General features: G+C 57.8%; 12 protein-coding genes. 8 read left to right on the top strand and 4 right to left on the bottom strand.

Annotated features, from left to right (window positions below):
* Positions 1-192 precede the first annotated feature (192 nt).
* Positions 193-4,143 (bottom strand): trifunctional transcriptional regulator/proline dehydrogenase/L-glutamate gamma-semialdehyde dehydrogenase, encoded by a 3,951-nt coding sequence (gene putA, locus ACM6I0_RS02475; RefSeq protein ID WP_414921383.1) that lies wholly within the window; start codon positions 4,141-4,143, stop codon positions 193-195.
* A 463-nt stretch (positions 4,144-4,606) separates the two neighbouring features.
* Between putA and putP the strand changes: the two genes are divergently transcribed.
* From putP to ACM6I0_RS02435, 8 genes are all read left to right on the top strand, one after another.
* Positions 4,607-6,091, top strand: coding sequence for a sodium/proline symporter PutP (gene putP / locus ACM6I0_RS02470; protein ID WP_259155680.1), 1,485 nt, complete (start codon positions 4,607-4,609; stop codon positions 6,089-6,091).
* 367 nt (positions 6,092-6,458) lie between these two features.
* Positions 6,459-8,477 carry a type VI secretion system tip protein VgrG gene (locus tag ACM6I0_RS02465; protein WP_414921382.1) on the top strand — a complete coding sequence of 673 codons (2,019 nt, stop codon included), beginning with the start codon at positions 6,459-6,461 and terminating at the stop codon, positions 8,475-8,477.
* Positions 8,467-9,204: a DUF4123 domain-containing protein gene (locus ACM6I0_RS02460; RefSeq protein ID WP_414921381.1), complete on the top strand. Its 738-nt coding sequence runs from the start codon at positions 8,467-8,469 to the stop codon at positions 9,202-9,204. Before ACM6I0_RS02465 ends, ACM6I0_RS02460 begins: the two co-directional genes overlap by 11 nt.
* A complete protein-coding gene (locus tag ACM6I0_RS02455; protein ID WP_414921380.1) occupies positions 9,204-13,991 on the top strand; it encodes an RHS repeat-associated core domain-containing protein in 4,788 nt (1,595 codons plus the stop codon). The genes ACM6I0_RS02460 and ACM6I0_RS02455 overlap by 1 nt, the downstream gene beginning before the upstream one ends.
* Positions 13,991-14,350 carry a hypothetical protein gene (locus ACM6I0_RS02450; RefSeq protein WP_414921379.1) on the top strand — a complete coding sequence of 120 codons (360 nt, stop codon included), beginning with the start codon at positions 13,991-13,993 and terminating at the stop codon, positions 14,348-14,350. Before ACM6I0_RS02455 ends, ACM6I0_RS02450 begins: the two co-directional genes overlap by 1 nt.
* Positions 14,351-14,547: 197 nt before the next feature.
* A complete protein-coding gene (locus ACM6I0_RS02445) occupies positions 14,548-15,183 on the top strand; it encodes a hypothetical protein (RefSeq protein ID WP_414921378.1) in 636 nt (211 codons plus the stop codon).
* Positions 15,184-15,549: 366 nt separating this feature from the next.
* On the top strand, positions 15,550-15,873 hold the full coding sequence (locus ACM6I0_RS02440; RefSeq protein ID WP_414921377.1) for a hypothetical protein: 324 nt from the start codon (positions 15,550-15,552) through the stop codon (positions 15,871-15,873).
* A 232-nt stretch (positions 15,874-16,105) separates the two neighbouring features.
* Complete coding sequence (locus ACM6I0_RS02435) at positions 16,106-16,945, top strand: 23S rRNA (adenine(2030)-N(6))-methyltransferase RlmJ (RefSeq protein ID WP_285435933.1); 840 nt, start codon at positions 16,106-16,108, stop codon at positions 16,943-16,945.
* A gap of 128 nt (positions 16,946-17,073) precedes the next feature.
* Here ACM6I0_RS02435 and msrA read toward each other — a convergent pair whose 3' ends face one another.
* The 3 genes from msrA to ACM6I0_RS02420 all read right to left on the bottom strand — a co-directional run bounded on the left by msrA (position 17,074) and on the right by ACM6I0_RS02420 (position 22,251).
* Positions 17,074-17,721: a peptide-methionine (S)-S-oxide reductase MsrA gene (gene msrA / locus ACM6I0_RS02430; RefSeq protein ID WP_414921376.1), complete on the bottom strand. Its 648-nt coding sequence runs from the start codon at positions 17,719-17,721 to the stop codon at positions 17,074-17,076.
* A gap of 211 nt (positions 17,722-17,932) precedes the next feature.
* Entirely contained in the window at positions 17,933-20,626 is a 2,694-nt protein-coding gene (locus ACM6I0_RS02425; protein ID WP_285435936.1) for an EAL domain-containing protein, read from the bottom strand.
* Positions 20,627-20,856: 230 nt separating this feature from the next.
* The gene (locus ACM6I0_RS02420; RefSeq protein WP_414921375.1) at positions 20,857-22,251 is read right to left on the bottom strand and encodes an alkaline phosphatase D family protein; all 1,395 of its coding nucleotides are present in this window, start codon (positions 22,249-22,251) and stop codon (positions 20,857-20,859) included.
* Positions 22,252-22,418: the final 167 nt, after the last annotated feature.

Raw genomic sequence — 22,418 nt, 5'->3', positions numbered from 1 at the left:
ACAGGATGATTGATGAGCGTGATGGAGAGACAGAACGAGAGGGAAGGATAAAGCAGAGGAGGGCTGAAATGATCGTTCCCACGCTCCGCGTGGGAATGCAGCCCGGGACGCTCTGCGTCCCCAAAACGGCGTGACGCAGAGCGTCACAGGAGGCATTCCCACGCAGAGCGTGGGAACGATCACAAGGAGGGTTTAACCGATCGTCATCAAGCTCGCATTACCACCGGCAGCAGCCGTGTTAACGCTCAACGCCCGCTCGATCACCAGGCGCTCCAGCGCAATGTTGGTCTCGCCTTGGGACAAGCCATGAACCCCGACAATCGCCCCGGCACGCTTGGCCACTTGCTGGCACACCGCACGCAGCTGATCGGAATGGCCATGATGCAGAACCGCGTCAAACACCACTTCGTCCTTGTTCCAGTCGGACACCAGCTTGATCTTCGCCTGAATGTCCTTCGGCAGACGTGCGAACAAAGCCTTGGTCAAGTCAGCGTCCGGCCAAACCGCCGAACCGCCCACCGCCAATACCGCCGCCAGTTGCGTCAGCAGGTCGCCTTCGACTTCCGCCAGGCACAGCACGTGTTCGCGCGGCAGGATGGCGTAGCTGTTGCGCTCGCCGGTCGGGCCTGCCAGAACGCGGGTGATGCCGCTCTGCGATTGTGCCGCGAACTGCCCGCACAGGGTGCTCAGGTCGCTGAACTTGTTGCTGTCGGCCCAGGCTTTCAGTGAAGTCAGCGGTTTGCTCATGGCATCGCGCAGACGTACATCCGGTGCTGCGATGGCGTCGCCGCGAGCGAAGGACTGTTCAATCGCATCGGTAGGACGCGTCGACAGCAGACGGTACAGGTACAACGGACCGCCGGCCTTCGGACCGGTGCCCGACAAACCTTCGCCGCCGAACGGTTGCACGCCCACCACGGCACCGACGATGTTGCGGTTCACGTAGACGTTACCGGCGTTGACGTTGTCGATCACCTTGGCGATGGTTTCGTCGATCCGGGTGTGAACACCCAGCGTCAGGCCGTAACCCGAAGCGTTGATCTGACCGATCAGCTGATCGATGTCTTTGCGCTTGTAGCGAACCACGTGCAGCACCGGACCGAAAATCTCCCGTTGCAGCTCATCGAAGCTTTCCAGTTCGATCAAGGTCGGCATCACGAAGGTGCCGCGTTTGACTTCTTCGGTGTTGGCGATGGCTACCTGGTACACGCTGCGACCTTTGTCGCGCATGGCCTGGATGTGCTTCTCGATGCCTGCCTTGGCTTCGGCGTCGATCACCGGGCCGATGTCCACGGACAGGCGTTCCGGGTTGCCGAGACGGCATTCAGCCATCGCGCCCTTGAGCATTTCGATGACACGGTCAGCGGAATCTTCCTGCAAGCACAACACGCGCAGAGCCGAGCAACGTTGGCCGGCGCTGTCGAAGGCCGACGACACCACGTCGATCACAACCTGTTCGGTCAATGCCGAGGAGTCGACGATCATTGCGTTCTGGCCGCCGGTTTCAGCGATCAGCGGAATCGGGCGACCTTGTGCATCCAGACGACCGGCGACGTTGCGTTGCAGCAAGCGAGCGACTTCGGTCGAACCGGTGAACATCACGCCTTTGACCCGATCGTCACCGACCAGACGAGCACCCACGGTTTCGCCACGGCCCGGCAGCAGTTGCAGCACGCCTTCGGGAATCCCGGCTTCGAGCAGCAAGCGCACGGCTTGAGCCGCTACCAGCGGGGTTTGTTCCGCAGGCTTGGCCAATACCGGGTTGCCGGCAGCCAATGCAGCAGCCACCTGGCCACTGAAGATTGCCAGCGGGAAGTTCCACGGGCTGATGCACACCACCGGACCCAGCGGGCGGTGGGCGTCGTTGGTGAAATCGTTACGTGCCTGTACCGCGTAATAACGCAGGAAGTCCACGGCTTCACGGACTTCGGCGATGGCGTTGGCGAACGTCTTGCCGGCTTCGCGAGCCAGCAGGCCCATCAGCGGCTGGATTTCGCCTTCCATCAAATCAGCGGCACGTTCCAGAATCGCGGCACGTTCGGCGGGCGGGGTGGCCTGCCAGATCGGTGCAGCATTCAGGGCGCACTGAATCGCGTTGTCGACGTCTTCGACGGTGGCTTCCTGCACATGGCCGACCACGTCACGCAGATCGGACGGGTTCAGGACTGGCGCAGGGGTTTCGGTACTGGAGGCGCAACCGAGCATCGGCGCGGCTTTCCAGTGGTTGTGAGCAGTGGCCAGCAGGGCGCAGGACAACGAAGCCAGACGATGTTCGTTGGCCATGTCGATGCCGCTGGAGTTGGCGCGCTCGGCACCATAAAGATCACGCGGCAGCGGAATACGCGGGTGCGGCAGGCCGAAGCCGCCTTCCAGCGTAGCCATTTGCTCGATGCTGGCCACTGGATCGGCCACCAGCGCCTGAATCGAGATGGACTGATCGGCGATTTGGTTGACGAACGAGGTGTTCGCGCCGTTTTCCAGCAGGCGACGTACCAGGTACGCCAGCAGTGTTTCGTGTGTACCGACCGGTGCGTACACCCGGCACGGACGGTTCAACTTGCCTTCGGAAACTTTGCCTACAACCTGTTCGTACAACGGTTCACCCATGCCGTGCAGGCACTGGAACTCGTACTGGCCGGGGTAATAGTTCTGACCGGCGATGTGGTAAATGGCCGACAGGGTGTGGGCGTTGTGCGTGGCGAATTGCGGGTAGATGACTTCCGGCACCGACAGCAGTTTGCGGGCGCAGGCGATGTAGGAAACGTCGGTGTACACCTTGCGGGTGTAGACCGGATAGCCTTCCAGGCCTTCAACCTGGGCGCGCTTGATTTCGCTGTCCCAGTACGCACCTTTCACCAGACGGATCATCAAGCGATGACGGCTGCGACGAGCCAGGTCGATCACGTAGTCAATGACGTACGGGCAACGCTTCTGATAAGCCTGGATCACAAAACCGATGCCGTTCCAGCCGGTCAGTTGCGGCTCGAAGCACAGGCGCTCCAGCAGATCCAGCGACAGCTCGAGACGGTCGGCTTCTTCGGCGTCGATGTTCAAGCCGATGTCGTATTGCTTGGCCAGCAAGGTCAGCGACAGCAGGCGCGGGTACAGCTCGTCCATCACTCGCTCGTACTGGGCGCGGCTGTAACGCGGGTGCAAAGCGGACAGCTTGATCGAAATGCCCGGGCCTTCATAAATCCCACGACCGTGGGACGCCTTGCCGATCGAGTGAATGGCTTGTTCGTACGAGGCCAGGTACTTCTGGGCGTCGTGTTCGGTGAGTGCCGCTTCGCCGAGCATGTCGTAGGAATAGCGGAAACCCTTGGCTTCGAACTTGCTCGCATTGGCCAGGGCTTCGGCGATGGTTTCACCGGTCACGAACTGCTCGCCCATCAGGCGCATGGCCATGTCGACGCCTTTGCGGATCATCGGCTCGCCGCTCTTGCCGATGATGCGGCTCAGGGATGAGGTCAGGCCGGTTTCGTTATGGGTGGCGACCAGTTTGCCGGTCAGCAGCAAGCCCCAGGTGGCGGCGTTGACGAACAGCGACGGGCTGTTGCCCAAGTGCGGCTGCCAATTGCCGGTGCTGATTTTGTCGCGAATCAGCGCGTCACGAGTGCCTTTGTCCGGGATACGCAGCAGCGCTTCGGCCAGGCACATCAGTGCCACGCCTTCCTGGGACGACAAGGAAAATTCCTGCAGCAAACCCTGAACAATCCCGGCACGGCCGCCGGCGCTCTTCTGATTGCGCAGTTTTTCGGCAATCGAAGCAGCGAGTTTGTTGGTGGCTTCTGCCATGGCGACCGGCAGGCGAGCCTGTTCGATCAGCATCGGCACCACTTCCGGCTCAGGGCGACGGTAAGCAGCGGTGATCGAGGCGCGCAGGACCGATTGCGGAAGGATGCTTTCAGCGAATTCGAGGAAGCACTGGTGGGCGTGATCCAGAGGCGCATCGACGGATTCGTCGGAATCCTTGGTCAAACCACTCAGCTCGGTCAGGGTTGCACCACCCTCGAGTTTTTCCAGGTAATTGAAAATTGCCTGCTTGATCAGCCAATGCGGCGTGCGATCAATCGAAGTCGCGGCAGCTTTGAGGCGCTCGCGGGTCGGGTCATCTAGTTTGACCCCAAGGGTGGTGGTAGCCATATTTTTATCCTCATGTTTGCCACGACCGCGTGGCATCAGCTGGCGGCAAGATTAGCCGTGCAACCGTCGAGGTGCAACCGGGTGCAACCCTTTTTTTGTCGGAATAATAAGCAGCTCGTCAGGAAATAAATTCCGGTACGAACGTCCTGCTTCTGCTTGGTGCTTTTACTTCTAGTAAACCGTCAGGACTGCCCTAAAAGGGAGCAAAAACAGGGCTTTTTCAGGTAATTCGTATTAGGTGCAACTTATTCTCATAAAACTGGTTGCACCTTATTTGCTTTGTTGAATAGCATTCGCGCCCAAGGTGCAACCGGTCAAAAAAGACAGGTGCACCGGCTGATGGCTTTCCTGGGGAAACATCAGTCATAAATGCGCGGGGCTGGAAATCGGTTCAACAGACGTTGTCGTCTGTCGGCGTTTCACGCTTCGCCGTACATAAAAACAAAGCCAGGGCATCACTCGAATGAGCGTAAGCAATCCAACCCTGATCACGTTCGTGATCTACATCGCAGCAATGGTGCTGATCGGCTTGATGGCCTATCGCTCCACCAACAACCTTTCTGACTACATTCTGGGTGGTCGCAGCCTGGGCAGCGTCGTTACCGCGTTGTCTGCCGGTGCTTCCGACATGAGCGGCTGGTTGTTGATGGGCCTGCCGGGCGCTATCTACATGTCCGGTCTGTCCGAAAGCTGGATCGCCATCGGTCTGATCATCGGTGCTTACCTGAACTGGCTGTTCGTCGCCGGCCGTCTGCGTGTGCAGACCGAGCACAACGGCGATGCGCTGACCTTGCCGGATTACTTTTCCAGCCGTTTCGAAGACAAAAGCGGTCTGCTGCGGATCATCTCTGCGGTCGTGATCCTGGTGTTCTTCACCATCTACTGCGCCTCCGGCATCGTCGCCGGTGCCCGTCTGTTCGAAAGCACCTTCGGCATGTCCTACGAGACCGCGCTGTGGGCCGGTGCTGCTGCAACGATTGCCTACACCTTCGTCGGTGGTTTCCTGGCAGTGAGCTGGACAGATACCGTGCAAGCCACGCTGATGATCTTCGCCCTGCTGCTGACGCCGATCATCGTGCTGCTGGCCACCGGTGGTATCGACACCACCTTCCTGGCCATCGAAGCGCAAGACCCAAGCAACTTCGACATGCTGAAAAACACCACCTTCATCGGCATCATTTCGTTGATGGGCTGGGGGCTGGGCTACTTCGGTCAGCCGCATATCCTGGCGCGTTTCATGGCGGCGGATTCGGTCAAGTCGATTGCTAATGCCCGTCGCATTTCCATGACCTGGATGATCCTGTGCCTGGGCGGCACCGTCGCTGTAGGTTTCTTCGGTATTGCTTACTTCTCGGCAAACCCTGCCGTGGCCATGCCTGTGAGCGAAAACCACGAGCGTGTGTTCATCGAACTGGCCAAGATCCTGTTCAATCCCTGGATTGCTGGTGTGTTGCTGTCGGCCATCCTGGCTGCCGTCATGAGCACCCTGAGCTGCCAGTTGCTGGTGTGCTCGAGTGCCCTGACCGAAGACTTCTACAAAACCTTCCTGCGTAAGAGCGCTTCCCAGGTTGAACTGGTCTGGGTCGGTCGCGCCATGGTGCTGCTGGTTGCCCTGATCGCTATTGCGCTGGCGGCTAACCCGAGCAACCGGGTACTGGGTCTGGTCAGCTACGCCTGGGCAGGTTTCGGTGCTGCATTTGGTCCGGTTGTGCTGATCTCCGTGATCTGGAAAGACATGACCCGTAACGGCGCACTGGCCGGCATCCTGGTTGGCGCGATCACTGTGATCGTGTGGAAACACTTCGAGCTGCTGGGTCTGTACGAAATTATCCCTGGCTTCATCTTCGCCAGCCTGGCGATCTACATCGTCAGCAAACTGGGCACGCCGACGACCGGCATGCTGCAGCGCTTCGCTGCTGCCGAGGCTGATTACCGCCTGAACAAGTGATCGCGATGAGCTGAAGCTCTGACCATTCACCGAGCATAAAAACGGCCCGCTTCCTTTTGGAGGCGGGCCGTTTTTTTTTGGCCTGCACAAATCTTGAATCTCTGTGCATACCCCTGTGGGAGCGAGCTTGCTCGCGATAGCGGCAGGTCATTCAACATCAATGTCGCCTGACCTGACGCCATCGCGAGCAAGCTCGCTCCCACAGGGTTGGTGGTGGTATTGAGGGAGATGTCTGTAGCAAAACACACTCATTTCTGAAGGAAAAATCTCTAAAAAAGTAGGGCAAATCTGATTTTCCTGTCCCTCCCTCAACACCCTTTGTTGCTCATGCAGAATCGCCCGCCTTCATTCTGCAGAGACACATCGGATGTTCGCTCCTGCCAATCAACCGCGTTTCACGTTGACCATCGACGGCGTCCAGAATGAGCTCAAGGTACTTGAGTTCACGGGCACGGAAGCCATTAGCCAACCCTACCGTTTTGACCTCGAGCTGGTCAGCGAACGACCGGACATCGAGCTTGAAAGCCTGCTGCATCGTCAGGCGTTTCTAAGTTTTGATGCAGAAGGTTCCGGCATTCACGGTCAGATTTTTCGGGTCGGGCAAAGCGATTCCGGGAAGCGTCTGACGGGCTATCAGGTCAGCCTCGTACCACGACTGGCTTACCTGGGTCAGCGCATCAACCAGCGAATCTTCCAGCACAAAAGTGTGCCAACGATCATCGCGCAGGTTTTCAAGGACCACGGCATCCAGCGCGATGCGTTCGAGTTTCGTCTCGGCAGCGACTACTCGCCTCGCGAATACTGTGTGCAATACGCCGAAAGCGATCTCGCGTTCATTCAGCGCCTGTGTGCCGAGATCGGTATTCACTACCACTTCCAGCACAGTCCTGACGGGCACCTGCTGGTGTTCGGCGATGACCAGACGGTGTTCCCTCGTCTGCCCGAGCCGACGCTGTACTTGCCGGGCAGCGGCATGGCGGCGCAGGCACCGGCCATTAAACGCTTCAACGTTCGTTTGGAAACCCGCACCACCGCAGTCGCCCGTCGCGATTACGACTTTCAAAAACCACGTCTGCAACTCGAATCCCGTCTCGACAGCGAACAGCGTCCGGTGCTGGAGGACTACCACTTCCCCGGCCAACTCATTGATCGCGAACATGGCAAGCAACTGACCCAACGCACACTCGAACGCCACAACGTAGACTTCCGTCAGGCTGAAGGTAAAGGCGACGATTCGGCGCTGGTTTGCGGACATTTCCTGCGCCTCGCCGAGCATCCGCACCAGGCATGGAATGACTTGTGGCTGATCACCGCAATCGAACACCGTGGCCGACAGCCGCAGGTGCTGGAAGAGTCAGCCACCAGCGACGACCCGGATGATTTCCAGGGCTATCGCAATACGTTTCTGGCTACGCCGTGGGACGTTTCCTTTCGCCCGCCACTGGGCCCGGACAAACCACGCATGCTCGGCTATCAACCGGCCGTGGTCACCGGGCCGGTCGACAGCGAAATCCATTGCGACGAGTTCGGCCGGGTCAAGGTTCAGCTCGCCTGGGACCGCGACGGACAACTCAATGAGCATTCCAGTTGCTGGCTGCGGGTAGCCACTGGCTGGGCCCACGACCGTTACGGCAGTGTGCTGATTCCACGGGTCGGCATGGAAGTGCTGGTCGGGTTTATCGACGCCGATGCCGACAAACCGCTGGTGATGAGTTGCCTGCCGAATGCGGCGACGCCGGTGCCACTCGACCTGCCCGCCGACAAGACCCGCAGCATTTTCCGCAGCCAGAGCAGTCCCGGTGGCGGCGGTTACAACGAATTGCGCATCGAGGATCGCAAAGGCGCCGAAGAAATCTACCTGCGCGCCCAGCGAAACTGGACTGAACACGTGTTGAACGATCAACAAGTGCAGGTCGATAACGCCCGCAGCATCGTCGTCACCGGCATGGCTCGCCATGAATTGAAGGCTGACGAGCAGCGCATCACTCATGGCCAGCGCCAGATCGAAGTGAAGCTCGATGATCACTTGGTGGTGGTCGGTGACCGGCACATTCGTGTGACCAGTCAGGCGCTGAATGCGAGTCAGCAATTCCATGTCAGCGCCGGCCAGCAAGTGGTCATCGACGGCGGCGCGAGCGCGACGATTCAGGCCGGCGGGCAGTGGATCAACATTGGCCCCGGCGGGATTTTCAGCAGCGTACCGATTCAGGTGGGCGGCGCATTGATGCCGGCCATGGCGGCGGCACCTGCCTCGCCCGACATGCCATTGAAACTCGCCGCCGCCCCGGCCGCATTGCTGAGCGCCGCGCAGATCCTGAGCCTGAAAAGTGACGCGCCGTTCTGTGAGGAATGCGAGCGCTGCAAGGACGGTGTCTGTGCAGCCTGATTGCCTGTCGCCTCATGAATGGCTGGAACGACATCCGCTAAAACCGTCGGAACAACTCTTCGCGATCTTCAGTAATGCCAGCGCAGCGGAGCCATTCAAAGCGTGGCGGTACGCGATTTCTGCTGAGGCACCGAGCCCGATCTGGGCCGACACCGCCTACGCCGAGTGGGAACCGGTCATGCCCTATGTCGGAATCGTCGCTGCGGGCGGTGAGTTTCTGGAGTGGGTTGCCAGCACCGAGTCTCGGGATTGGGGTTGGCTGGCGGTCTCTTCTGCATCTCAAGACGTGCTGGTCGAGCATCTGCGCAGCCTCACTCAAGTGCTTTTACCAAACGGTAATGCGGTGTTTTTTCGGTTCTGGGATGGGCGTTATTTGCTGCCGATTCTTCAGTCTGCCGAGGTTAAGGCCGCGCAGTTAATGCCTGTGATCGACCGTTGTTTGATCAATGGTCAGCCGCTCGATATCGGCGGTAGTGCGCTTAAAACTTCCAGGGTTTTTCCGTGGTGGGAAGTTTCTGCATCGCTGCTCAAACACCTCGCCAACGAGTCCGCAACAACCCGTATTAACAACTTGTTGATGTGGTTGAGCGAGGATCGACCTGATCTTTTTGAGGCGTTTTCGCCGAGCGTATTGCGGCACAAAGTCGCGACTTTTCTAGATACGCCGGACCTGCCTCAAGCACCGAAATCAGCCTTGGTGGATTACCTGATAACGGAGCTGGACTGATGGATCAGATCGTATGGATCGAGCAGGAGCTCGACGGTTTTAAAGGCACCTTGGTTTTGTATCGGCAGCAACTTGGCAGCTTCTTGAGCCGGAATGCGGACAAGGCCAGCCGCGCGATGGACATGCCTTCGCTGTTGGACATGGAGCGGCTGATAAAGCTTGGCGATACGACGACAGCGGTGAGCAGTCGCGACGATGATTTTTTCTCGGGTTTGGCGCGGTGTCCTGCAAGTGGAATCCTGGAGATCGAGAGCAAGTTCGAATCGGTTTATGACATTCCGTTGGGGAATATTTCGGTTGATGTGGTTGCCAGCGATGGCGGAGAGAGCACGCCGGTCAAGCTCGATGAGTACGGTAAAGGGCAGTTCGTAGGGACACCGGGCAAGTTCTACCGTGTTCATGTTCAGAGTGAAGTTACGCCAGCTCAAATTGAGGATCTGTTCTCCTCTTACGATGGCCTGACCCAAGAACTGGAAAGTTGGCTGCGCAAAGAGTGGGAAGGCTACAAACCACAATGGTCGCATTCGACTTTTGCCGCCGCTGGTAACGGACTGCTGGCGGGAAGTTGGGCGGCGGTCATGGGAGTTTGGGACGGTCTAAATCTCGTCTTTGACATCCTTCAAAATCCTGGCGCTCACCTTGAACGACTAGGTAGTAGTGCGCAGCAACTTATCGAGCTGGCGAAGCAATCCCCCGCTGCGATGGAAAAAGCCTTGTTGCTGGCGAGTGATGAGGCGGCGCTTTGCCTGCTGTTTCGTGCCGCGAGTCTTTGGTTTTCGGCGTTACCGCCAAGTGAAGTTGTGGGTACCACAGCAGGGGCGGTCAGCAATGCCATTGTCTCGGTGCTGATCGATGTTTTGATTGCCTCGGCGCTGGTTTTTACGGGTGTCGGCATGCCCGTAGCCGTGGCCTATTTGAAGCTTCGTGGAATCAAGTACGGGATGGTGTTGGCCAATCTCGCGATACGTTTCGTCGAGGCCACTTTCAATATCCTCAACACCTTCATGAAGTACGTCGACCAGTACAAATCGGTCGCCGCGCGCGGTGTAGCGGCGGGTCTCAAAAAAGGTCGCATGCAACTGCGCTGGGATGCCAAGCGCAACACCACACTCAAGCAAACCGAACACCACGACAACGCCCCGGTTCAAGCGAAAAACCCCAACGGCGACCCCGCCGATTCCGCCAACAAAACCGCCACCAACAAATGCCCGGTTTCGATGGTCACCGGCGAAGAGCTGCTGACCCTCAGCGACGGTGCGCTCGATGGTTTGCTGCCGTTCGATTTCACCCGGCTCTACCGCACCAGCGCCGCCGAGATCGATTGCGGCCTCGGTTTCGGCTGGAGCCATTCGTTATCCCATCGACTGGAAATCGACGGCGACACGGTCATCTGGGTCGACCACGAAAACCGTCGCACCACCTTTCCGCTACCGTCCGCCGAACGTCCGGAGATTCACAACAGCCTGTCGCGCGCGGCGATTTATCTCGGTGATGAACCCGAGGAACTGATCCTCGCCCAGGCCGGCGACGAAGCCCGTTTCTATCACTTTCAGAATGGTTTTCTGGCAGCGATCAGCGACGGATACGACAACCGTCTGCGCATCACCCGCGACAGACAGGGCCGCATTCAACGTCTCGACAACGGCGCCGGTCGCGCCTTGCTGTTGCGCTATGAACGCAGCCATCTGATCGCCGTCGACTACCAGATTTTTGTCCCGGCCCAGACGCTCGATGAACCCTGGAAGACCGAGCAGACGCTGGTCAATTATCGCTACGACGAGCGCGATCAACTCATCGAAGCCACCAACGCCGCCGGCGAAAGCGAACGTTACGACTACGACGATCACCACGTGATTTTGCAACGGCAACTGGCCGGTGGGGCAAGTTTCTTCTGGGAGTGGGAACGGTCCGGCAAGGCGGCTCGATGTGTCCGCCACTGGGCCTCGTTTGCACAGATGGATACGCGTTATGTCTGGGATGACGACGGCGCGGTGTTGGTTAAAAACATCGATGGCAGCGAAGAGGTTTACGTCCACGACGACCGAGCGCGCCTGGTGCGTCGGATCGACCTGGACGGCGGCGAACACCTCAAGGCCTACGACGATCAGGGCCGGTTGATTGCCGAGCAGGGCCCGCTCGGGGCGGTGAACGAATACCTCTACGACGAAGTCGGGCGTCTGGTGGCGCTGATTCCACCGGAAGAGGAGCCAACGTCCTACGAGTATCGCAACGGATTCCTGCACACGCGTTATCGCGGTAAAGCGGTGTGGAAATATCAGCGCAACGCTCAGGGCGACGTCACCGAGGCCACCGATCCTGACGGCCAGATCACCCATTACCACTTCGACGAAAAAGGTCAGTTGCTGTCGATCCGCTACCCGGATACCAGCCGGCATGTGTTCGTCTGGAACGGTTTGGGGCAACTGGTTGAGGAAACACTGCCCGATGGTGGCGTACGGCGGTTTTCCTACGATGCACTGGGTCGGCAGATTACGCGTCAGGACGAACATGGCGCAGTCACCCAGTCGCAATGGGATGCTGTTGGCCGACTGATCCAGACGATTCTTCCTACCGGCGCAAGTCGTGCCTACAGCTACAACGCCTACGGCAAGATCACCGCCGAACGCGACGAACTCGGTCGCGTCACGCGCTACGAATACCTCGACGATCTGCACCTGGTCAGCCGCCGGATTAACCCTGACGGTACGGAACTGCGTTATCGCTACGACAACGCGCAGCTGTTGCTCACGGAAATCGAGAACGAATCCGGCGAAACGTATCGGCTGGACTACACCCCCGGCGGCTTGATCCGACAGGAAACTGGCTTCGATGGTCGACGCACGGCATATGCCTACGACCTCAATGGCCATTTGCTGGAGAAAACCGAGTTTGGCGATGACGGCTCGCCGCTGATCACCGGGTACGAGCGGGATTCGGCCGGTCGCTTGCTGGTCAAAAATCTGCCCGATGGCGTCAAGGTCCAATACCGCCATGACAGCCTCGGCCGGTTGGTCAGCGTCGACGATGGCCACGACCATCCGCTCGAGTTCGAGTACGACCGACAAGATCGGTTGATCACCGAACATCAGGGCTGGGGCACGCTGCGCTATGCCTACGACGCCTGCGGCCAGCTCAATCATCTGCGCCTGCCGGACGGCAGCAAACTCGACTACCACCATGCCAAGGGCGGCGCACTGACCGCCATCGACCTCAACGGCGCGCGGCTCACCAGCCACCAGTTCGTCTTCGGCCGCGAACAGCAACGTCAGCAAGGCCTACTGCTCAGCGACTATGCCTACGACGATCAGGGCCGTCTGAAGGCTCACGCTGTCAGCCAGCAACACCAGGCGATGTATCGCCGCGACTATGCCTACAGCGCCAACGGCAATCTCGACAGCATCGCCGACACCCGCCACGGCCAGCGCAACTACCAATACGACCCGCTCAACCGCCTGATCCGCGTCCGCCCCTTGCGCGATCAGTCGCCGGAAAGCTTCGCCCACGACCCGGCGGGCAACCTGCTAATGCAGGATCGCCCCGGCATAGCGAAGGTTGTTGGTAACCGTCTGCTCATGCAAGGCGACCGCCATTACGACTACGACGCCTTCGGCAACCTGATCCGCGAGCGCCGCGGCACCGCGCAAAAACTCGTCACCGACTACCGCTACGACTGCCAACACCGTCTGATCGGCGTCACCACCCCGGACGGTCGTTGCTCCAGTTACCGCTACGACGCCTTCGGCCGCCGCATCGCCAAAACCGTCGACGGCAAAACCACCGAATTCTTCTGGCAAGGCGATCACCTCGTCGCCGAAAGCAGCCACGAACACTACCGCAGCTACGTCTACGAACCCGGCACCTTCCGCCCCCTGGCCATGCTCGACGGCAAAGGCCCGAGAAAAGCCTGTCCGTTCTACTACCAACTCGACCACCTGGGTACGCCGCAGGAACTGACCGATTTTGGTGGTGAGATCGTATGGTCGGCGAAGTACAACGCCTACGGCAAAGTCACGCATTTGGCATTTGGTGGGGGCGAGCAGCTTGAGCAGCCGTTACGGTTTCAGGGCCAATACTTCGACGCCGAGAGCGGCCTGCACTACAACCGGCATCGGTACTATGATCCAGAGATCGGCCGCTACCTGACGCCGGACCCGGTCAAGTTGGCGGGTGGGCTGAACCAGTATCAATACACGCCGAATCCGACGGGGTGGGTTGATCCGTTGGGGTTGAGCGGGAGCTGCCCGCCGCCGAATAAGCCAGGGTGTCAGGCGCCTGATGATACGACTGGCGTTAGGGTTGATGAGGGTGAGCCGGCGCTGCCGAAGCTGACAGGTGATCAGCGGAGGGCGCGGATTGATGAGTTATCAGAGTCGGTTTTTTATAGGCGCTTGAAGGAAATGGAAGAATCGATTGATGGTGCCCATTTTCAGCAGAAACATGGAGCTCAAACAACCCTGCAATCCCAGTTTGATCGGGTGAAGGAAGGCAGAAATCCCTCGACAGGCGAAATAGAAAGGTACGAGAAGGGAAAGAAAAAAGGCGAGCCCGTCATTCCTTCAGCCGCGACCCGTTTTCTCAGTCATCGTGATCAATTTAATGCAATACAACGTGCTCAGTTAATTTTTAGGCAAAGTGGTATAGATGCTTCACGGCAACCTATCGATATGGGTAAAAGAATAGGTGAAGGGTTTAAAAGGGATGGATTGCAGTATGGTGAGCAGACTAGAGCGGTCGTCATATTGGACAAGTATGGTAAAGCTAAAACTTCATACACGGAATTTGACTGATGAATAGGCCCTACACACTGTGGAGTATACGAGGTTTGCTTTTTGTTTTTGATATTGAAAATACGCATGATTTGGAGCGGGAGGAGATTATCGTTTCGAAGAATGTGAATGATGATAAAGAACTTGCTGAGCTTTTTGACGCCTTGCTACGTCCGGAATTTTTTATTTATAGTGAACAAGAGCGCATTTATTTAATCGAAACTTTGTCTTATTTCTTAGAGGCGGGTAATAGTTTTGATGAAATTTTTTCAAAAATGGACACGTATTTTGATGATGAGGTTAAAGATCAAAGGCGGTTTATGACAGTTCTCATTAATTGTTTGGAGCGGTATCAAGATAAAGGTAGTGGCGATAATTAATTCCTTAAGAAAAAAATATGGTGTCTGAACCGTTTTTTACCAAAGATTACTGCGAAGCGGCGGACTTATGTTGTTGCCAGCTTCGAAGGTGTTGTCATAGTGCAACAAGTAAATCCGCCCTTTTTATTTGTCCGCCTTTTATTTCAGTATTGATAGCGAAGAAGAATCTGTTTTGCTTCAGATAAGGTATATGTTTAGTGTTGAAAGTAATTGACGAAGAAAAAAGTAAATCGCTTCTTGATCGGATGGATGACGCTGGCTGCGTTTTCAATTTTGTCGTGCTCCGTCCTGAGATAAATGTGACAGTCGACGAATCAATTCATCGGCAAGCTTTGACGAGACTTCACGAAAAGCTCATGAAAGATTCGTGGGATTGGCATAACAATTTGATAAAAAATCCCGAGTATATAAATCCCGGAGATCCAGATATCAGTTGGGAGCTAGATAAGGCTGTGGCTACTGTTTTGAGTCGGGAAGAAATACATAATCTTATTTTGGTCGAAGATTGTGAGCGAGGACCGCTGGCGTTTTACGGTTCTTTCCGTGAGCCACCTTATCTAACTGAATTCAAACGAGGAGAGTTTGAGGCCCAGGAACTATTCCGTGAGTGGTGTCAGGCTCTAGGCCTCGAAGAACAGGATAATGTTGTAGTAATAAATTGGGTTAAGGGGTTTAAGCGAGAATGGGTCAATAACTCTGATGCAATTCCAGGGCGCGAGTCGTGGGGTGATTACTTCAACGAAGGTTTGGAGTGGTGGGGGGTGTGGTGTTTGACTATCTGGAATCCTAAACGTCGCATCCTCAGCGCGTTGATTGCCAGTGCATCGGACTGAGTAGTAGTGTTTAAGATGCTCTTGATAACTGAGAATTTTCCGGGCAAGCCCATCGGAAGTTTCCTTCAACTCGTATCGGTTTCCATGAACTGGTTTGAAATGCATTCCATCGATAGTCTCTGGTGGTCACTGAAAATTCAGTGGCAGGGTGTAGGAACCCTTCAAGACTAGAGAGGACGCTTCGGCGTCGACACCTGAATTGCGGCCATCAACATGCGTCCGTAAGATCAGTTGCGGCGGCTGTGCGCGGGCACGCTTCGGTGTGGTCGAGTTCTCTGGTCTCGATATTCCTACCCCGCGTATAGCTGCCACCCAAGCCTGTAGGAAGGCCGATGGTAGCGCCCATTACTACCAGAGGTTTCAATCATGAAAAACCTTCACCCCGACCCACCCTACGAAAAACCAATCCCCCATCCCAAAAGCCGTTTCATGGCCCTCACCAGCAACTGCACCGACGTGCCCACGCTGTTCGTCGATACCCACGCGCCGCTTGATGTCTTATACGACGCCGCCAACTATCGAATTCGCGCCGTCACCCAAGTACTTGAGAACATCTCGATGCGCGGCTCCGTTGAGTGTGAGTCGTTCATCCTGAGTGATTTCGCTTTGCTCTGCGCCATTCCGTTGCGTGATGGCTGTGATGTGTTGGACGTGATTGGGCGGCGTCTGAAGGCCCGGCCTTCGGAGTAGCGCCGCAGAATGATCGTTCCCACGCACCAGCGTGGGAATGCAGCCCGTGACGCTCTGCGTCACATCGATGCCCGACTTGACACCGGCGGAGTGGCTGGAACGCGGAGCGTCCCTTGAGGCATTCCCACGCGGGAGCGTGGGAACGATCAGCGTGTGGAGTGGCCGCTCGGCTGTGAGGCCCTGACGTTCGGCGCCGTACAAGGTAAACTTCCCGGCCTTCGCAGGAGCAATCATGAATTATCGTCACGCCTTCCATGCCGGCAATCACGCCGATGTGTTCAAACACCTGACTTTGACCCGCCTCATCGCCTTGATGTCGCGCAAGGAGCAGCCGTTTGCCTATCTCGATACTCACGCCGGCATTGGTCTGTATGACCTGCAGGGTGATCAGGCGAGCCGTACCGGTGAGTACCTGGAAGGTATTGCGCGTTTGTGGGATCAGCCGGATTTGCCGGCGTTGACCGCCGACTATATGAAGGTGCTGCACGACATGAACCCGGATGGCCAGTTGCGCTATTACCCGGGATCGCCTGAGTTGGCGCGGCGCCTGACGCGGCCGCAGGATCGGGTGATGCTCAATGAGAAGCACCCCGAAGACGGCGTGTTGCTCAAGGACAACATGGCCGGCGACCGTCGGGTGAAGGTGCACCTGGGCGAAGGCTGGCATGTGCCTCGCGCGATGTTGCCGGTGCAAGAGAAGCGGGCGGTGATGTTGATTGATCCACCGTTTGAACAGCTTGATGAGATGCAGCGCTGTGCGGCTTCGCTGAAAGAGGCGATTGGCCGGATGCGTCAAACCGTGGCGGCGATTTGGTACCCGGTGAAGGACCAGCGTTTGTTGCGGCGTTTTTATCAGGATCTGGCTGGCAGCGGCGCGCCGAAGTTGTTGCGTGTGGAGTTGCTGGTGCATCCGCTGGATACGCCGAACAGTTTGAATGGTTCCGGGTTGGCGATTGCGAATCCGCCGTGGGGCCTGGAAGAGGAATTGCGTGAACTGCTGCCGTGGTTGTCCAAGAAGCTTGGGCAGACCCAGGGCGGGTGGCAGATGGATTGGTTGATCGCCGAGAGTTGATCGTTGATCGATCGTTCCCACGCTCCGCGTGGGAATGCAGCCCGGGACGCTCCGCGTCCCAGCCGAAGCGGACGCAGAGCGTCCATTGAGGCATTCCCACGCAGAGCGTGGGAACGATCAGTGCGGGGTCAGATCGGGCAGGTCACGCCTGTACCGCCAATCCCGCAATACCCTTCCGGGTTCTTGGCCAAGTATTGCTGGTGATACGCCTCGGCGAAGTAGACCGTCGGCGCCTCGTCGATTTCAGTAGTGATTTCGCCTTTTCCAGCCTTGGTCAGTTCGGCCTGGAACACGTCTTTGCTGTGCTTGGCGGCGGCCAGTTGCGCCGGGTTGGTGGCGTAGATCACCGAGCGGTACTGGGTACCGATGTCGTTGCCCTGGCGCATGCCCTGAGTTGGGTTGTGCAGCTCCCAGAACATCTTCAGCAGCGCTTCGTAGCTGACTTTTGCTGGCTCGTAGACCACCAATACCACTTCGCTGTGGCCAGTCAGGCCCGAGCAGACTTCTTCATACGTCGGGTTCGGGGTAAAGCCGCCGGCGTAACCCACCGCCGTGCTGACCACGCCTTCGCGCTGCCAGAACTTGCGCTCGGCGCCCCAGAAGCAACCCAGGCCGAAGATCGCAAAATCCACGTCCATCGCAAACGGGCCCAGCAGCGGGGCGTCGTGGACGAAGTGTTTTTCCGGCACGGTCATTGGGGTTTCACGGCCGGGTAGAGCTTGTTCTTTGGTAGGGAGCACGTTTTTGTTCACCAGGATTTCCGAGCGCAAGACCATGATCAGTCCTCTCAGTCAGGTTGGGGTGTAGGGAATCAGACCGCCAGTTTGCCCAATGCTGTCCGGTTACGCACTACCCGTGTGCCCCTGTGGGAGCGAGCTTGCTCGCGATAGCGGTGTATCAGTGGCATGGACGCTGACTGGCGCGCCGCCATCGCGAGCAAGCTCGCTCCCACAGGGGGCGGGGGGTGTCACACGAGGATGTGGGCTGTCAGACGAGCGGGCCGCGCGGGTAGCGCTTGAGCTTTTCGATCAGCTCGGAGCCCGGGATAGGGCGGTCGAACAGGTAGCCCTGGCCGACGTCGCAGCGGTGGCGGCGCAAGAAGGCCAGTTGTTCGGCAGTCTCGATGCCTTCAGCCACGACCTTGAGTTTCAGGTTGTGGGCCATGGCGATCACGGCGGAGGTGATTTCCATGTCGTCCTGGTTGTCCGGGATTTCATGGATGAAGCTGCGATCGATCTTGATAATGTCGATCGGGAATTTTTTCAGGTAACTGAGCGATGAGTAACCGGTGCCGAAGTCATCCATGGCCAGGGTCAGGCCCAGGCGCTTGAGCTGATCGAGCTGCAAGTGGGTGTCTTCGGTCGCTTCCAGCAGCAGGCCTTCTGTCAGTTCCAGCTCCAGCAGGTTCGCCGGCAGCGCTTCTTCCTTGAGGATGTTGGCAATCGACGACACCAGGTCCGGGTCGGAAAACTGCTTGGGCGACAGGTTGATCGCCACTTGCAGATTGCCCAGGCCGGCGGCGGTCAGGTCTTTGCTCATGCGGCAGGCCTGGCGGGCGATCCATTTGCCGATCGGAATGATCAGCCCGGTTTCTTCGGCGACGCTGATGAACTGGTCCGGGCGGATCATGCCTTTTTCCGGATGGTTCCAGCGCAGCAGCGCTTCCATGCCCAGCAAGCGACCGCTGCGCAGGCACAGCTTGGGCTGATAGAACACGTCCAGCTCATTCTGGGTCAGGGCGCGGCGCAAATTGTTCTCGACGAACAGTTTGTAGCTGGCTTCGGCGTTCAGCGCTTCGGTGAACACCTGGACCTGATGTTTGCCGTTGGCCTTGGCCTTGTGCAGCGCCAGGCCGGCATTACGCATCAGGGTCTGTGGATCGCGACCGTGCAGTGGCGCGCAGGCCAGGCCTACGGAACCGGTGACGCTGATCAGCTGGTTGTCGACGAACATCGGCTTGTCGAGGGTCGCGAGCAATTGATTGGCGACTTCTTGGCCCATCGAAAGGTCTGTGTTGTCGAGCAACACGGCGAATTCGTTACTGGCGAAACGCGCCAGGCTGCCGCTCGGGCTCAGGCTGTTGCGCAGGCGACGGGCTAGGCTGATCAACAACTTGTCGCCCGTCTGGTGGCCGAGGCTGTCGTTGATCCGCTTGAAATTGTCGATGTCCACCAGCAGCAGGCTGATCGGGGTATCGCTGTCTCGGGCGAAGCGTTCATCGAGGTTACGGATGAACGCCGGTCGGTTGCCGAGGTTGGTCAGGTTGTCGGTGTAGGCCAGGCGCTCGATGCGCTGCTGGGCGAGCTTGGTCTGGGTGATGTCTTCGTAAATGCCGATGTAATGCGTCAGCTCACGGTTGTCGCCGTAGACCTTGGAAATCGACAACTGGCCCCAGTAGGGTTCGAGGTTTTTACGCCGGCTTTTGAACTCACCCTGCCAGCTGTTGCTCTTGGCCAGCGCCGAGGGCGCGTCGAACAGCAGCTCGCTGAGGTTTTCCAGCGCCGGCAGTTCCGATAGCCGCTGGCCATGGACTTCTTCGGTGCTGTACTGGGTGATCGCCGTGAAGCTGGGGTTTACGTATTCCACCACGCCGTCGCAATTGACCAGCAAAAAGGCGTTGGCGCTTTGCTCGACCGCACGCTGGAACAGGTGCAGCGCGCTGGTGGCGGTGCGGCGATTATGGTTGTTGATGACCTGGGCGAACTGGTCGGCCAGCTCGCCGGCGAAGGCGATTTCGTCCGACTGCCAGGCGCGGGTCACGCCGGTCTGCTCCAGACAGAGCACGCCAACCACCTGGCCGTCGACACGGATACTGGCGTCAAGCATGGCGTTCACATTACGCGGACGCAGGCTTTCGGCCATTTCCCGGGTGCGCGGATCGCGCATGGCGTTGTGCGCGTCGATGGCGCGACTGCTGTGCAAGGCCTCGAGGTAATCCGGGAAGCCGCTGACATCGATCGGCTCGGGCAATTGATATTCCCCGCAGGCGCGGTGATAGGCCGAGATCGGTATCAGCAGCGAACCTTCGAGGTTCCACAGGCTGGCGCAGTCGATTTCGTAGATATCACAGGCGCTGCGGGTGATCAGCTCAGCGGCTTCTTGCAGGGAGTTGTTGCTGCTGTAGCGCTGGCGGGTCAGCAGCAGGATCAGGTCTTGCTGGGCGCGCACCCGATCCAGATGCTGCAATTGTTCCAGTTGGGCGCGCTGATTGAGTTCCAGGGCGATTTGCAGGCGCGAATTCTGGGTTTCCAGGTCAAGCGTGGGCAGCAGTTGTCCGTCCTCGAACAATCCGTCCACGACCATCAGGTAGCCGCGCAGCAGGTGTCGATTGTGTTGTCGGTAGGCTTCGCCGAGTTCGAGCAGGCTCAGGGAGCCCTTGGCGGTGTGCAGTTTGTAGCGGATCAGGTAATTGGGGCCGTCGCTGAGTTGCTGCTGAATCGCGTCGTGCAGTTGATAGCGCGCTTCGGGCTCCATCAGGCTGGCGTAAGGCGAGTCGACCAGGGCGCAGAGCTCCACGGCCGGCACGCCAAACTGTCGTTCGCAATTGGGATCGAGGAACAGCAGAGCCCAGCTAGCTTCATTCAGCCGTTCGAAACGCAGCATGCCGAGCCGCGAGGGCACAGGCAATTGCGTCACTACCTCGGCCACCATACGGCTGGCGGCATCGGGTTGGCTTTTCATTGAGGGAAACTCGCTTCGAATGTGCTGATCGCGCCGGGCTCTCGCCCTCTTAACTGTTGCCTGCGGCAAGGTTGCATCATTGCGACACTGACTGACAAGAGACATGAAGGCCAAGTGCTATAAGAATATGTCGGCAGCGACGAGGATTTCTCCAGCCAGTGACCGAAAGTAATGCTTTTGCGCAAGAAATCACAGCCACAGGCGTGGCCCAGGGCTGCGATTTTTTTCGGTTAACGCAAAGCAATCGTGATCGATTGCAGTGGCTTGCCATCACGGTCGTGATAATTGACCCGTATTTGCGCCTGATCAACGATCAGGTGGGCAAAGTTGTCCTGGCTGATCACGTCGCTGGTCAGCTGATGCCGATAGTCTCCGGCCGCGGTTTGTACCAGTGGCTGATCAAGCATGAAGGTTGACGCCTTGGCATACGGCAGCAATTTGCTGTTGCACAACGGCGACGACACGATGGTGTGCACTTCGAAGTCAGGATCCTCGCTGTGGGTCAGGCGACTGGTGAGGGAGCCATGGACATCGCCGGAAATGAACAGGACATTCTTGATGCGCTGTGTACGAATGGTTTCCAGCAGTCGTAGTCGTTGTTCCGGAAACGCTTTCCAGGCGTCATCGCCTTGCGATTTGCGGTCGGGGTAGAACATCACGCTGGTGACCACGCATTTGACCCTGGCCGGGCTGTGGATCAGCCATTTGCTCAGCGCCTGTTCCTGCTCTTCGTCGAGTATCCGTCGATCATCGGCGGACAAATTGCGTCGGGTCCGGCTGTCAGTGACAAACCATTCAATGTCACCTTCGGTGAACTGATACCAATACTGTTCCAGTTTCTTGCTGGGTTGTCCGCTGGGCAGAAGTTCATATGCCGGGCTGTGACTGGCTTGATACAGCTCATAGGCGGCCATGGCATTTCTATATAGATAAGCATCAGCCTTGCTTTCGTTGGCGGGCCAGTTGTCTTCTATTTCATGGTCGTCGAGGATCATGTAAGTCGGCGTGCCGGACATTAACTTTGCGATGTGCGGCTGAGAAAAGGCAATGCGATACTTTCTGAGTATTTCCTTGTACTCCCGGTCAGGCGCAATAACGTTCAAGTCATCGACATAGATTTGGTCGCCGGTCATCAGCATGGCGCTGATGGGCGGTTCAGCCTGCTGCGCGAGCCGGGTGATCGAACCGAAGATCCTGTCGCCCAGATGCGGCGCCGATGGCACTCCTGCGGTCATTCGCAGATAGCGGCACGAGCCAACGATATACGCCCGCGGTGTCGTGGTTTTGCTGGATTGTGTGCGGAAACGATACGTCTCCCGAGGCCATTGCAGCGGTAGTTCCTGAACCGTTTCCACGGTATGCACCGGGCTCATGGGGCTGAACCATCCGGCTTGATATTCGTACTCGGTGTCGGTGGCCAGATCATTGAGAGCGATCACATCGGACATGTCGCGCAGGATGGACAGTTTGGAAAAAACACCTTGGGACCAACGCACTTCTCCTTCACGCCGGTAGCGGATGCCGGCAAAGACCAGTGAGTCATCTTGATGTTCACCGCGCAGAAAAATACGCACGTGATTAGTTGTGGTGTGGCCAATGATTGGGCCAACAGTCGGTTTGAACATGTTCGAATCCATTCGAAATAACGCTAACTAAGCAAAGGAAGTTCTCAGGGTTTATTAGAACTTCCGGTTGAACTAAGCCTAGTTATTGGGCGAAGAAAAATATCGCGCGAAAGTGGACCTGAGTTGTGGGCGGGGTCAGCTGGGGCCGTAGGAAAATGCTTTATCCC

The sequence above is a fragment of the Pseudomonas sp. IT-P294 genome (genome assembly GCF_949767865.1).
Lineage (GTDB): Bacteria > Pseudomonadota > Gammaproteobacteria > Pseudomonadales > Pseudomonadaceae > Aquipseudomonas.
Note: the sequence above shows the minus strand (reverse complement) of the source record. Positions and strands in the feature narration are given on the sequence as shown.